A 13,303-nucleotide genomic window follows, 5' to 3' on the forward strand; every position below is an offset into this window, starting at 1 on the left:
CGTAGAATCCGCTCCGCCCCCTCCTTTCTCTTCATCCTCTGCTTTACCCTGTAGCTCTTCAGGACCCCTCAGCCAGCGCCGTTCGGCCCCCACCCCCTTCGCTCATGCACATCACGATCCTCACGAACGAGTACCCCCCGAACGTCTACGGCGGCGCGGGCGTCCACGTCGAGTACCTCACGCGCGAGCTCGCCCGGCTCGACGGCGGCAAGCACGCCGTCGACGTGCTCAGCTTCGGCGAGCAGGACGAGCGCGACGGCAACCTCCGCGTGCGCGGCATCCAATCGGCGGCCAACATTCCGGTGCGCGACCCGCGCCACGCCAAGCTGATGGACACGCTCGTCCGCGACCTCGCGATGGCCGGGGCCGTCGGCGACGCGGACATCGTGCACGGGCACACGTGGTACAGCCACTTCGCGGGGATGCTGGCGAAGCAGCTCACCGGCGCGAAGCTCGTCCTCACGACGCACTCCCTCGAGCCGCACCGGCCGTGGAAGGTCGAGCAGCTCGGCACCGGCTACCACGCCTCGTCGTGGATCGAGCGGACGGCGTACGCGAACGCTGACGGCGTGATCGCCGTCTCGCAGTCGATGAAGGAGGACGTGCAGGCGCTCTACGACGTGCCCGACGACCGCATCCGGGTGATCTACAACGGTATCGACCCCGAGCAGTACCGCCCGCGCCCCGACGCCGACGTGCTCCGCCAATACGGTGTCGATCCCGACATCCCGTTCGTGCTCTTCGTCGGGCGGATCACGCGGCAGAAAGGCATCCTCCACCTCGTCCGCGCGATCCCGCACCTCCAGAGCGACGGGCCGTTGCAGGTCGTCCTCTGCGCCGGAGCGCCGGACACCGAAGAGATCGAGAAGGAGATGGAAGCGGCCGTCGCCGAGGCGAAAGGCACGGCCGACGCATCGATCCTCTGGATTCCGAAGATGGTTCCGAAGGACGACGTGATCACGCTTTACACGCACGCCGCCGTGTTCGTCTGCCCGTCGGTCTACGAGCCGTTCGGGATTATCAACCTCGAAGCGATGGCGTGCGAGACGCCGGTCGTGGCCTCGGCCGTGGGCGGGATTCCCGAGATCGTCGTGCCCGGCGAGACGGGCACGCTCGTCGCGTTCGAGCCCGAGGGCGGCGACAGCGCCGAGCCCGCCGACCCCGACGCGTTCGTCCGCGACCTCGCCGCCGCCGTCAACGACCTCCTCGGCGACCCGGACCGGCTCGACCGCATGGGCCGCGCCTCCCGCCGCCGCGTCGAGGAGCAATTCACGTGGGCCCGCATCGCCGAGCAGACGCTCGACTTCTACCGCTCGCTGCTCGACCGCTGACCCGTTCCTCGGCCGGGCAGACACGCGGGTCTGCCCCTACGGGTGCCCGTGGCGACGCGGTGCCCCCCGTCCACTGTCCTCTGTCCACCGTCCACTGATCCCGTGCCTCTCCACGAACTCGCCGGCCAGCCGGTCCCGCCTTCGCTCCTCCCGAACATCCCACGCCTCGTCGCGGCGTATTACACGACGCGGCCCGACCTCGACGACCCGGCGCAGCGCGTTGCGTTCGGCACGTCCGGGCACCGGGGCACGTCGCTCGACGGGAGCTTCACCGAGGCGCACATCCTCGCCGTCGCGCAGGCCGTCTGCGAGTACCGGAAGGCGGAAGGCACGGACGGGCCGCTCTTCGTCGGGATCGACACGCACGCGCTCTCCGAGGCGGCGTGGGGCTCCGTGCTCGAAGTGCTCGCGGCGAACAGGGTCGAGACGATGATCCAATCGGCGCGCGGGTACACGCCGACGCCCGTCATCTCCCATGCCATCCTCACGTATAACGACGGCCGGACGAGTGGGCTCGCCGACGGGCTCATCCTCACGCCGAGCCACAACCCGCCCGAGGACGGCGGCATCAAGTACAACCCGCCCTCCGGCGGCCCCGCCGGCACCGAGGCCACCTCCGCGATCGAGAACCGCGCGAACGACCTCCTCCGCGCCGGGCTCGACGGCGTGCAGCGGATGCCGCTCGCCCGCGCGCTGAAGGCCGACACCACGCACGAGCACGACTACGTCCGCCCCTACGTCGACGACCTCCGAAGCGTGCTCGACCTCGACGCTGTGCACGCGTCCGACCTCCGGATCGGCGCCGATCCGATGGGCGGTGCGGGCGTGGCGTACTGGGAGCCCATCGCCGAGACGTACGGCCTGGATCTCACCGTCGTGAATCCGCATGTGGACCCCACGTTCTCATTCATGCGCGTGGACAAGGATGGCAAGATTCGGATGGACTGTTCGTCGCCCGCCGCGATGGCCGGACTCGTCGAGCTGAAGGACCGCTACGACATCGCCTTCGGCAACGACCCCGACTTCGACCGCCACGGCATCGTCACGCCGACGACCGGGCTGATGAACCCGAACCACTACCTCGCCGTCGCCGTGCAGTACCTCTTCTCGCACCGGCCGGACTGGCCCGAGCACGCCGCGATTGGCAAGACGCTCGTCTCATCGTCGATGATCGACCGCGTGGCGAAATCGCTCGGCCGGCGGCTCGCCGAGGTGCCCGTCGGGTTTAAGTGGTTCGTGGAGGGGCTCGTCTCGGGCGACTACGGCTTCGGCGGCGAAGAGAGCGCCGGAGCCTCGTTCCTCCGCCGCGACGGATCGGTGTGGACGACGGATAAGGACGGCATCCTCCTCGCCCTCCTCGCCGCCGAGATCACGGCCGTCACGGGGAAAGACCCCGGCGAACACTACGCGGCGCTCGAAGACCGCTTCGGCAGCCCCGTCTACCAGCGCACCGACGCCCCCGCCTCGCGCGCGCAGAAGGCCGCGCTCAAAAAGCTCTCGCCCGACGCCGTCGACGCCGACACGCTCGCGGGTGAGCCCGTCCTCGCCAAGCTGACCGAGGCGCCCGGCAACGGCGCGTCGATCGGCGGACTGAAGGTGGTAACGGAGAATGGGTGGTTCGCCGCGCGGCCGTCGGGGACGGAGGACATCTACAAGATCTACGCGGAGAGCTTCCGGGGCGAGGACCACCTCGCGCAGCTTCAGAGCGAAGCCAAGGAGATCGTGAGCAGCGCGTTCGCGCGGGCGGGCGCAACGTGAGGCCGAGCGGGGCCTAGACGGGAATACACGCGGACTTTTGCCCATAATTCGACGGTTCGGCGGGCGACCGTCGTTACCTTCCGCACGCTCCGTGTCCCCTCCCCGACCCTCGCCGTTCCCATGAAGTTCTGCGTCTGCATCAAGCAGGTCCCCGACGTCTCCGCGCCCATCCAGATCCGCGGCGGCGAGCTCGTGATGGACGCCGGCCGCGCCGTCCTCAACGCCTACGACGCGAGCGCCGTCGAAGAAGCCCTCGTGCTGACGGCCGCCCACGGCGGCGAGGTCGACGTGCTCCTCATCGGCCCCGAGAAGGCGGCGGAGACCGTCCGCAAAGCCCTCGCGATGGGCGCGGCGCGCGGCACGCACCTCGTCGTGGCAGACGATGCCGAACTCGACTCGGGCGCCGTCTCCGCGCTCCTCGCCCGCCACCTCGACGGGCACGCCTACGACGTGATAGCCACCGGCAAGCAGGCGCAGGACACCGATGCCGGGCTCGCGGGCTCCATGCTCGCCGAGCGGCTCGGGCTGCCCTACGCCACGAACGCCGTCGGCCTCGCGGCCGAGGACGGCACGCTCGTCGTGACGCGGCAGGGCGACGCCGGGCAGGAGATCATCGCGCTCCCGACACCGTGCCTCGTGACGTGCTCGAACGACATGAACGACCCGCGCATCCCGAACCTCAAGGGGATCATGGCGGCGAAGAAAAAGACCATCGACACGCAGCCCGTCGCCGACCTCCCCGCCGCCTCGGTCCGCGTCCTCCGCTACGAGCCCGTCCCCTCGCGCGAGCCCGGCCAGAAGCTCGACGGCGAGCCCACCGAGCAGGCCGCCGCCGTCGTCCGCAAGCTCCACGACGCGAGCGTGTTGTAAGAGCGGAAGAGCGAATGAAAGGAAGAGCGGAAGCGACCCCGCGCCGTCCTCTTCCTTTTCCCCTTTTCCCTTCACCCTTTTCCCTTTCCTCATGCCCACGATCCTCAGCTACGTCGCCGTCTCGGGCGGTAAGCCCACCCGCGCCTCGTTCGAGGTGCTCACCCGCTGCCGGCAGATCGCCGAGGCGCAGGGGTGGGACCTCGCCGCCGTCGTCCTCGCGCCCGACGCCGAAACGTTCGCCGAGGCCGCCGGGCGCTACGGCGCGGCAACGGTCTACGCCGTCAGTTCGCCCGATTTCGACCACGCGCTCAACCCGCCCGTGCTCGCCGCCCTCACCACGGTCATCGAGCTCGCGCAGCCGGCCGTCGTCGCGTTCCCGTCGTCCGAAGGTGTGAAAGACGTGCTCGGCGCGCTCGCGGTGCGGACGGGCGGCGCAGCCCTCGCCGACGTGGCGGAGTTCGACGTGAGCGACGGCGCGGTGGAAGCGCTTCGCCCCGTGATGGCGGCGAAGTTCATGGCGCGCACGCGGGCCGAGGCCGGCGACGGATCGCCCGTGCTCGTCTCCGTCCGCTCCGGCTCGTACACCGACGAAGAAGCGCCCGTGCAGCCCACCGTCGAGACCGTCGTGTTCGAGAGCGACGCGAGCACGGTCCGGCAGACGCTCCGCGAGGTCGTCGCCGCGGCAGGCGGCGCGGTCGATCTCTCCGACGCGCGCGTCGTCGTCGCTGCCGGGCGCGGGGTGAAAGACGACGAGGGCAAGCGACTCGTCGAGGAATTGGCCGAGGTGACGGGCGCGGCGATCGGCGCGAGCCGGGCCGTCGTCGAGAGCGGGATGTTTCCGGCGACGGCGCAGATCGGGCAGACCGGCAAAGTCGTCTCGCCGGACGTGTACTTCGCCGTCGGCGTCTCGGGCGCGATCCAGCACGTCGCCGGGATGACCAACAGCCGCATCATCGTCGCCATCAACTCGAATCCCGACGCGCCGATCTTCGACGTGGCGACCTACGGCATCGTCGGCGACCTCTACAAAGTGCTGCCGCCACTCATCGAGGAACTCAAGAAAGCCAACGCCGCCTGAACTCCCCGCCTCCGTCTCCCCTGTCATCCCGAGCCTGCCGAGGGATCTGTTCGGCCCCTGCGTTTCTACGTACCGCCCCCTCGGCCGCAACCTCCGTCATGAACCTCCTGCTCCTGAGAGATCCTTCGACTCCGCTGCGCTCCGCTCAGGATGGCTAGCGTGAACCGGGAAGCATAACCCATCCGCATGGACGAGAAATTCGACTGCATCATCGTCGGCGGCGGGATCGCCGGGCTCAGCGCGGCGATGACGCTCGCGCGCGCCGACGCCCGCTTCCTCCTCATCGAGCGCGGCGAGTGGAGCGGCGCGAAGAACGTCTCCGGCGGCGTGCTCTGGGGCCACGACCTCGCCCGCCTCGTCCCGCAGTATTGGGAGGAAGAGGACGCCGGGTGGGACCGGTTCGTGAACCACCGCCGCCTCACGTTCATGGACGACGGCGCGTCGTTCTCGCTCGACTTCAAGTCCGACCACTTCAACACGCCGCCCTATTCCGGCGTCACCGTCCTCCGCTCCCGCTTCGACGCGTGGCTCGCGGGCAAAGTGCAGGAGGCCATCGACGCCAGCGCCGTCGCCGACGAGTCGCTCCTCGCCACCGACATCCTCGTGCGCGAGGTGATCAAGGAAGACGGCAAAGTCGTCGGCATCCGCGCGGGCGACGACGCCTTTTACGCCGACTGCGTCATCCTCGCCGAAGGCGTCAACAACCTGCTGACGCGGCAGGTCGGGTTGCAGACGGACTATGTCCCTGCCGAAGGGCTCGCCGTCGGCGTGAAAGAGGTGATCCGGTTCGACCAGAACGTGCTCGAAGACCGGTTCCAGTTGCACGGCCGGAGCGGGATGACGAACGAGTTCGTCGGCTACGCGAGCGGCGGCGTCGAGGGCGGCGGCTTCCTCTACACGAATACCGACTCCGTCTCGATCGGCCTCGTGCTCGGCATGGCCGACCTACGCGGCTCGGGGCTCAAGCCGTACGACCTCCTCAACCAGTTCAAGACCCACCCCGCCGTCGCCGATACGATCCGCGGCGGCGAGGTGCTCGAATACAGCGCCAAAGTCGTCTCGACGGGCGACATGCGCGTGATGCCGCGCGAGGTCTACGCCGACGGCGTGCTCGTGGCAGGCGAGGCGGCGAACCTCGTGCTCAACGCGGGCCGCGCGATTCAGGGGATGGACTACGCGATGCGCTCGGGCATCCTCGCCGCCGAGACCGTGCTCGAAGCGAAGGGCGCGGGGAATTTCAGCGCGGCGTTCCTCCAGCACTACCGCGCCGCGCTCGAAAACTCGTACGTGATGCAGGACCTCCGCGGCTTCCAGCAGGCCGTGCAGGTGCTCCACAACCCCGCGATGTTCACCGCCGTCCCGCGCATGGTCTGCGATTTTGGCCGGGAGTTCTTCACCGTCGACAACCAGCCGACGCGCAAGGCGTACCAGATCCTCCGCGACGTGCGCCGCGAGCACATGAGCTACTGGGACCTCGTCAAGCTCGGCTCCCGCGCCGCCCGCGCCCTGTAACTTGTCATTGCGAGCGCAGCGAAGCAATCTCCCCGCATTAGCAGTCCGAAGGAGATTGCCGCGTCGCTGCGCTCCTCGCAATGACAACTTCTTCCTGAACGCTCCAGCTTCCCATGCCCGAAGACGTAAAAACCCTGAGCATCGCCGAGCGGCTGGGCAAGGTCGCCTACCGCAACCAGGGCCGCGCCGAGGCCAAGCCGCACATCCTCGTCGACACCGCCATCTGCAACTCGGTGTGCCCGCACAAGTGCACGACGTACGTCTGCCCGGCCAACTGCTACACGCTCGACGAAATGAACCAGGTGCACTTCCAGTTCGAGGACTGCATCGAGTGCGGCACCTGCATGTACGCCTGCGACCAGAGCGCCGTCGCGTGGAGCTACCCCGACCCCGAGGTCGGCCGCGGCGTAAACTGGAATTTGGGATGATTGCGCTGGCTTTCGCTCGTGTCATCCTGAGCGAGCAAAGCGAGCCGAAGAACCCGAAGGCTCGGCGAAGCCCATCTCTTCGGGCATGGCCCCGACAGACTAGAACGACATTTCCCGGAAAGATCCCTCGACTACGGACCTACGGTCCTCCGCTCAGGATGACACGAAAAGACGGATGTATCTTTCAATCCGCCGCCCGGACGACAACGGACTACTGACAAAGGACCAACAACCCATGGCGAAGCACCACTTCAACACCGACGACGCGTTCCTCTTCGAGCAGATGCTGAACGAGGAAGACCGGCTCATCATGCAGTCCGCCCGCGACTACGCGCAGCAGAACCTGGAGCCGCGCGCGTGTGAGGGCAACCAAGACGAGGTCTTCCACCCCGAGATCCCCGGCGAAGTCGCCGAGATGGGCCTGCTCGGCGCGACGATCCCCGAGGAGTACGGCGGCCTCGGCGCGAGCTACACCGCCTACGGCCTCATCGCCCGCGAGCTAGAGCGCGTCGACAGCGGCTACCGCTCGTTCGCGTCCGTGCAGTCGTCGCTCGTGATGTACCCGATCCACGCGTTCGGGACCGAGGAGCAGCGTCAGCGCTTCCTCCCGAAGCTCGCGAGTGCCGAGATGATCGGCTGTTTCGGGCTGACCGAGCCGAACCACGGCTCCGACCCCGGCTCGATGGAGACGACGGCGACGAAGGTCGACGGCGGCTTCGTGCTCAACGGCGCGAAGATGTGGATTACGAACTCCCCGATTGCCGACGTCGGCGTGGTGTGGGCGAAGTCGAAGGGCGACGGCGAGGACGGCGTGATCCGCGGCTTCCTCGTCGAGAAAGGGATGGACGGCTACACGGCGCCGAAGACGCACAACAAGATGTCGCTGCGCGCGAGCATCACCGGCGAGATGGTCTTCGACGATGTGTTTGTGCCCGACGCCAATGTTTTCCCCGAGATCCGCGGGCTCAAAGGCCCGTTCTCGTGCCTCAACAACGCGCGCTATGGCATCGCGTGGGGCGCCATCGGTGCGGCTGAGGACTGCTACCAGCGGGCGCGGCAGTACGTGGGCGAACGCAAGCAATTCGGCTACCCGCTCGCGGCGAACCAGCTCGTGCAGACGAAGCTCGCGAACATGCTCACCGAGATCACGCAGATGCAACTCCTCGCGTGGCGGCTCGGCCAGTTGAAGGACGAGGGCAAGGCGGCCCCGGCGATGATCTCGCTCGCCAAGCGCAACAACGTCGGCAAGGCCCTCGAAATCGCCCGCGTTGCGCGCGACATGTTGGGCGGCAACGGCATCACGGGCGAGTACCGCGTGATCCACCACATGGTCAACCTCGAATCGGTGAACACCTACGAGGGGACCTACGATATCCACGGCCTCATCCTCGGCCGCGAGATCACGGGCCTCCAGTCGTTCATGCCGCGCGGCAACGACATGCCCGAGGCGCAGGCCGCCGCCCCGCAGCCCGCGAAAGAGCTCGCTACGGCGGAGTAGCACCAACGAGCTTGAAATCGAAGCGGGGGCGTTGCGACAAGCGGCGCCCCCGCTCTCGTTTTCTCCGGCGTCAGCGTACGACGGTGAAGCGCCGCGTCTGCACAGTCCCGCCAGCTTCGAGCCTGAGGAGGTACACGCCGCTCGCCCAAGTCCGCGTGTCCAACCGCTCCGCGTGCCGTCCCGCGCCGCGCACGCCATCAGCCAACACGGCGACGGTTCGCCCGCGCACGTCGAACACGGTGAGCCGGACGGGACCGGGCGTTGTCAGCGCGTAGCCGACACGCGCGTCCCCGAACGCGGGGTTCGGGGTAACGGGGTCGAGCACGAGTCTCGGCAGCGCAGACTCCGGTTCGCCGTCCGTCGCGGGGGGCAAGTCGAAGGCTTCGATGTTGTCGGCAGTGGACGCCGACGAGCCCTGCGCGGCGGAGAAGCCGAGCCCACGCCGGGCGAATGCCGCCCAGAGGAGGTCGTGGTTCGCCCCGTCGTGTAGCGCGTCGTCGGCGGCGAGGATGGCGTCGCGGCCGTCGACGAAGCCGGGGCTGCACGGCTGCAGCTTCATCGCCTCGGTGACGAGCTGGAGGGCGACCTGATTCCCCGCGCTCCCGTCGCCGTCGAGCAAGTCGGGACTGAACCCGTGCGCATCGGCGAGGTCCCACGTCATCTCCCACAGCACCGTCGCCCAGACGAAGCCGACGCCGGACGGAACCGAAAGCGTGGCGATGTCGCCGTGCGTGAAGTCGTTGACGGCGAAGCTCGTCGAATAGGGCGCGGGGCGGGAGCCGGGGCCGTCGGGCGGCTCGCCGAGGGCGTAGGTCCCGAAGCCGCGCGCGTCCGTCCGCGCGTCGGCGTCCCGCATCGTGAGCATGAGGGCGTAGTAGTCGCTCCAACCCTCGCCCATCTGCTCGGCATTCGAGAGACAGCCCGAGTTCGAGGGGCCGCCCGTAAGTCGGGTCGAAAGGCCGTGTGCGAGCTCGTGCACGACGAGCCCATTGTCGTACGCGCCATGCCGCAGCGGATCGCCGAGGGGCGCGAGCGCGAGCCGCAGCCGCGGGCGACTTCCGTCGGGCGGCGTGAAGAAGCTGACGTTTCCCGTCCCCTCCGTCAACTCGACGCGGACCGGGTCGCCGCCGACGCCGCCCCGGCCGTACGTGTTCTCCTGAAAGTTGCCCGCCGCCTCGTCGAAGCCGTAGGCGTAGAGCACGTCGTGGGCGTAGTTAGTCCAATAGAACAGGTTCGTGAGGGCCGCGTCGACGTACCCGCTCGGCCCGTCAGCGAGGGCGAGGGGGAAGTCGAACCCCAGCGTCGGCCCGCCGTCCGCGACGCCGTCCGGCTCGCCGAAATAGACGACGGCGTTGTTGCCCTCCGTCGTCGTGAACTCGGGGCCGGGGGTGCCATCGGTGTCGTGCCAGCCGAAGGGCGAAGCGCTCGGATCGGCGGGGTCGGCGACGAGGGCGCGGGCATCCGCCGGCGGGGCGGGTTCGGTGTGGGTCGGGCTCTCGACCGGGGCCGGGTAGACGCGGTACGTCGCCTCCTGCGCCCTCGCGCCCGCCGCGCCGACGAGCACGCAGAGGGCGAGGGCGGCACGGCGGGAGGCGCACGACATGGGCGGCGACGGTCAGACCTCAGAGGGAGGCGATGGCGACGGAGAGCTGCGTCCAGTACATCAAAATAAGGAGCGTGAGCCACAGCAGGTGGCCGATGCCCGTGCCCATCGCCACGCGCTTCTGCGCCCCGGCGTCGCCGCGTTGGAGCGCCTTCCAGCCCGGCCGAATGAGGCCGTAGGTCACTCCGATGAGCACGAGGATGAGCGTCAGCGCCGTGTGATACGGCCACCCGTACGACGCGCCGCCCGCGATGCCGACCGAGAACGTAACGAACGCGAACACGAACGTCAGCACACTGAAGATGCCGAGCAGCTTGACCGTGTGCGCGCCGTCGGCGGCGAGGGCCGTGGCGGCGGACGGCTCCGCGGCGGCGACGTTCCGCGCCTGCCCCGTCAGCCGGAGCGCGAGGCCGAACCACGCGGCGGCCGTCGTGATGTGGAGGATGACGAAGACGTACTTGAGCAGCAGCATAAGAGGCCGGGTGAGTGGAGGTGCGCTGCATGATACACGCCGCAGCCGATACCTCGACCGAGCAGGTTCGGAGGTCGTATCAATTTTTGCGGCATTGACCGGATAGTCCGCTGCTTCGGGCGCTTAGTTGTCGCAACAAGGAACGATCCCCTCCGCCCCACCGTACTCGCCGCCCTTCCACCTATCCCCCCTCCCTGTGCTCTCCCCTCTCGCCGACCTCGACCGCCGCGCCGTGCTCGTCACGGGCGCCTCCAGCGGCATCGGCCGCGCCACCGCCGTCGAACTCGTCCAGCGCGGCGCCCGCGTTGCCGTCAACTACCCCGAGCGCGACGACTTCGACGCCGCCCGCGACACGCTCCACCGTGCCGCCGAAGCGCTCGCGTTCGCCTCCGCCGTGCCCTCCGGCGACGGCGCCCCCGCCCTCACCGCCTTCGTCGAAACCGACGGCGACGACGCCCGCCTCGTCGGCGACGACGGCGCGCTCCTCGCCCTCACCGTCCGCGCCGACGTCTCCGACGCCGACGACGTCGAGGCAATGTTCGCCCGCACGACGGACGCGTTCGGCGGACTCGACGTGCTCGTCAACAACGCCGGCATCCAGATCAAAGGCCCGACGCACGAGGTCGAGATCGACGACTTCGATCGGGTGCTCGCGGTGAACCTGCGCGGGGCGTTCCTCTGCGCCCGCGCTGCGCTCCGCCAGTGGGTCGACGCGCCGCGCACGGCCGAGCGGCCCGGCGTGATCGTCAACGTGTCGAGCGTGCACGAGCAGATCCCGCGGCCCGAGTTCGCCTCGTACGCCATCAGCAAGTTCGGGATGAAGGGGCTGACGCAGTCGCTCGCGCTCGAGTACGCCTCGCGCCACATCCGCGTCAACGCCGTCGGGCCGGGCGCCACCTCCACCGCTATCAACGACGCGTGGCGCCACGACGAGGCGCTCCGGCAGGTCGTCGCCGACCACGTCCCGATGAAGCGCGTAGCCGAGCCCGAGGAGATCGCCCGGATGATCGCGTTCCTCGCCTCCGACGCCGCGACGTACATGACCGGCCAGACGCTCTTCGTCGACGGCGGGCTCACGCTCTACCCCGCCTTCCAAGAGCCGTGGTCGGGCTGATCGCACCCCCTTCGCTATGACGCACGCGGACGTTCTCATCATCGGTGCCGGGGCCGGCGGCGGCGCGATTGCCCGCGCCCTCGCGCCGACGGGCAAGCGGATCCTGCTCGTCGAACGCGGCGGCTTCCTCCCGCGCGAGGCCGAGAACTGGAGCCCCGCGCTCGTCTACCAGCAGGAGCGCTACAAGACCGAGGACCGCTGGCGCGACGGGCTCTCCGGCCTCGACTTCCGCGCCTCGATGTACTACCACGTCGGCGGCAACACGAAGGCCTACGGCGCGGCCATGCTCCGCCTCCGCGAGGAGGACTTCGGCCTCGTCCAGACCGAGGACGGCCCCTCGCCCGCGTGGCCGATTTCCTACGCCGACCTCGCCCCGTATTACGACCGCGCCGAGGCCGACTACTCCGTCCACGGCGACCGCGACTCGGACCCGACGGAGCCGCCCGCCCCCCCGTTCCCCCACGGACCGATCCCGCACTCCGCCCGTGTCGGCGACGTGGCCGAGCGGCTGCGCGGCGCCGGCCTCCGCCCGTTCGCGCTCCCGATGGGCGTCGTCCGCAATCACGAGAACGAAAACGCCGGGCCGTTCATCCTCCGCGAGCTGTTCCGCTCGCAGGGCGCCGAGACGTTCGACGGCTACCCCGACCCGACGCTCCTCAAGGCCGATGCCGAGACCTGCGGCGTCCGCCCCGCGCTCGCCTTCGACAACGTACGCCTCCGCACCGGCGTCACCGTCACGCGGCTCGTCCCCTCGGCGAGCGGCCGAGAGGTCGCCCGCGTCGAAGCCATCGTCGACGGGAAGCCGACCGAGTTCACGGCGGATGTCGTCGTGCTCGCGTGCGGCGCGGTGAACACGGCGGCGTTGCTCCTCCGCTCTGAGGTAGCGAACAGCTCGGGCCGCGTCGGGCGCCACTTCATGCGCCACGTCACGACGAAGTTCTACTCCGCCGACATGGGCATCCCGAACGAGACCTACTTCCAAAAAACCCTCGCGCTCAACGACTACTACCGGGGCGACGGCGACGCCGCACACGGGGACCCGTGGCCGCTCGGCCACGTCCACCTCATGGGCAAGCACCTCCCCGAGATGATCGGCCCCGACCTCGGGATGGACGCCGAGGAGGCACACCGCTTCTCCGCTCACTCGCTCGACTGGTGGGTGCAGAGCGAGGACCTCCCGCTGCCGGAGAACCGCGTTCGCCTCAGCCCCGACGGCCAGATCGAGATCGACTACCGGCTCACGAACGAGGCCTCCCACGTCCGGCTGATGGACCGGTTCGAAGCCGTGCTCCGCACAGTCGGCTTCGACCAATTCTTCCGCGTGCCGATGCCGCTGCGCGTGATGAACCACCAGTGCGGCACCGCCCGGATGAGCGCCGACCCCGCCGACGGCGTCGTGGACCCGAACGGCCGCGCGCACGACCTCGCCAACCTCTTCATCGCCGACGCCAGCGTCTTCCCCTCCAGCGCCGCCACGAACCCGACGCTGACGATCGTAGCGAACGCCTACCGCATCGCCGACCACCTCGCCGCCGACGTGCTCTGAGCCCGTAGCTCGGGAGCTTCATCCCGGCTGTAAAATGCACCAATAAAAAGCAGAGGCGGCGGAGCCCGGAGGCCCCGCCGCCTTTGCCGCTTG

General features: G+C 69.1%; 11 protein-coding genes. 9 read left to right on the forward strand and 2 right to left on the reverse strand.

Annotated elements, in window-relative coordinates; all coding sequences use genetic code 11:
* The first annotated feature begins 104 nt into the window (after window positions 1-104).
* From glgA to ABJF88_01510, 7 genes are all read left to right on the forward strand, one after another.
* Window positions 105-1,331 (forward strand): glycogen synthase, encoded by a 1,227-nt coding sequence (glgA, locus tag ABJF88_01480; GenBank protein MEP0545580.1) that lies wholly within the window; start codon window positions 105-107, stop codon window positions 1,329-1,331.
* A 102-nt stretch (window positions 1,332-1,433) separates the two neighbouring features.
* Window positions 1,434-3,089: a phosphoglucomutase (alpha-D-glucose-1,6-bisphosphate-dependent) gene (gene pgm, locus ABJF88_01485; protein ID MEP0545581.1), complete on the forward strand. Its 1,656-nt coding sequence runs from the start codon at window positions 1,434-1,436 to the stop codon at window positions 3,087-3,089.
* Window positions 3,090-3,209: 120 nt separating this feature from the next.
* Window positions 3,210-3,959 carry an electron transfer flavoprotein subunit beta/FixA family protein gene (locus ABJF88_01490; GenBank protein ID MEP0545582.1) on the forward strand — a complete coding sequence of 250 codons (750 nt, stop codon included), beginning with the start codon at window positions 3,210-3,212 and terminating at the stop codon, window positions 3,957-3,959.
* A gap of 91 nt (window positions 3,960-4,050) precedes the next feature.
* Window positions 4,051-5,037 (forward strand): electron transfer flavoprotein subunit alpha/FixB family protein, encoded by a 987-nt coding sequence (locus tag ABJF88_01495; GenBank protein MEP0545583.1) that lies wholly within the window; start codon window positions 4,051-4,053, stop codon window positions 5,035-5,037.
* A 186-nt stretch (window positions 5,038-5,223) separates the two neighbouring features.
* Window positions 5,224-6,549 carry an FAD-dependent oxidoreductase gene (locus tag ABJF88_01500; protein MEP0545584.1) on the forward strand — a complete coding sequence of 442 codons (1,326 nt, stop codon included), beginning with the start codon at window positions 5,224-5,226 and terminating at the stop codon, window positions 6,547-6,549.
* A gap of 113 nt (window positions 6,550-6,662) precedes the next feature.
* The gene (locus ABJF88_01505; protein ID MEP0545585.1) at window positions 6,663-6,977 is read left to right on the forward strand and encodes a 4Fe-4S ferredoxin; all 315 of its coding nucleotides are present in this window, start codon (window positions 6,663-6,665) and stop codon (window positions 6,975-6,977) included.
* 235 nt (window positions 6,978-7,212) lie between these two features.
* Entirely contained in the window at window positions 7,213-8,475 is a 1,263-nt protein-coding gene (locus ABJF88_01510; GenBank protein MEP0545586.1) for an acyl-CoA dehydrogenase, read from the forward strand.
* A gap of 70 nt (window positions 8,476-8,545) precedes the next feature.
* Here ABJF88_01510 and ABJF88_01515 read toward each other — a convergent pair whose 3' ends face one another.
* Both ABJF88_01515 and ABJF88_01520 read right to left on the reverse strand, forming a co-directional pair.
* Window positions 8,546-10,078, reverse strand: coding sequence for a M36 family metallopeptidase (locus tag ABJF88_01515; protein MEP0545587.1), 1,533 nt, complete (start codon window positions 10,076-10,078; stop codon window positions 8,546-8,548).
* A gap of 19 nt (window positions 10,079-10,097) precedes the next feature.
* Window positions 10,098-10,550 carry a hypothetical protein gene (locus ABJF88_01520; GenBank protein MEP0545588.1) on the reverse strand — a complete coding sequence of 151 codons (453 nt, stop codon included), beginning with the start codon at window positions 10,548-10,550 and terminating at the stop codon, window positions 10,098-10,100.
* A gap of 196 nt (window positions 10,551-10,746) precedes the next feature.
* Here ABJF88_01520 and ABJF88_01525 point away from each other — a divergent pair, with 196 nt between their 5' ends.
* Both ABJF88_01525 and ABJF88_01530 read left to right on the forward strand, forming a co-directional pair.
* Window positions 10,747-11,664 carry an SDR family oxidoreductase gene (locus ABJF88_01525; protein MEP0545589.1) on the forward strand — a complete coding sequence of 306 codons (918 nt, stop codon included), beginning with the start codon at window positions 10,747-10,749 and terminating at the stop codon, window positions 11,662-11,664.
* A 16-nt stretch (window positions 11,665-11,680) separates the two neighbouring features.
* Complete coding sequence (locus tag ABJF88_01530) at window positions 11,681-13,210, forward strand: GMC family oxidoreductase (protein ID MEP0545590.1); 1,530 nt, start codon at window positions 11,681-11,683, stop codon at window positions 13,208-13,210.
* Window positions 13,211-13,303 lie beyond the last annotated feature (93 nt).

The organism is Rhodothermales bacterium, assembly GCA_039944855.1.
Taxonomy (GTDB): domain Bacteria; phylum Bacteroidota; class Rhodothermia; order Rhodothermales; family JANQRZ01; genus JBBSMX01.

Coding starts and splice junctions, on each gene's coding strand:
- glgA (MEP0545580.1), top strand. CDS start 105: ATGCACATCACGATCCTCACGAACGAGTACCCCCCGAACGTCTACGGC.
- ABJF88_01490 (MEP0545582.1), top strand. CDS start 3,210: ATGAAGTTCTGCGTCTGCATCAAGCAGGTCCCCGACGTCTCCGCGCCC.
- ABJF88_01495 (MEP0545583.1), top strand. CDS start 4,051: ATGCCCACGATCCTCAGCTACGTCGCCGTCTCGGGCGGTAAGCCCACC.
- ABJF88_01500 (MEP0545584.1), top strand. CDS start 5,224: ATGGACGAGAAATTCGACTGCATCATCGTCGGCGGCGGGATCGCCGGG.
- ABJF88_01505 (MEP0545585.1), top strand. CDS start 6,663: ATGCCCGAAGACGTAAAAACCCTGAGCATCGCCGAGCGGCTGGGCAAG.
- ABJF88_01510 (MEP0545586.1), top strand. CDS start 7,213: ATGGCGAAGCACCACTTCAACACCGACGACGCGTTCCTCTTCGAGCAG.
- ABJF88_01515 (MEP0545587.1), bottom strand. CDS start 10,078: ATGTCGTGCGCCTCCCGCCGTGCCGCCCTCGCCCTCTGCGTGCTCGTC.
- ABJF88_01520 (MEP0545588.1), bottom strand. CDS start 10,550: ATGCTGCTGCTCAAGTACGTCTTCGTCATCCTCCACATCACGACGGCC.
- ABJF88_01530 (MEP0545590.1), top strand. CDS start 11,681: ATGACGCACGCGGACGTTCTCATCATCGGTGCCGGGGCCGGCGGCGGC.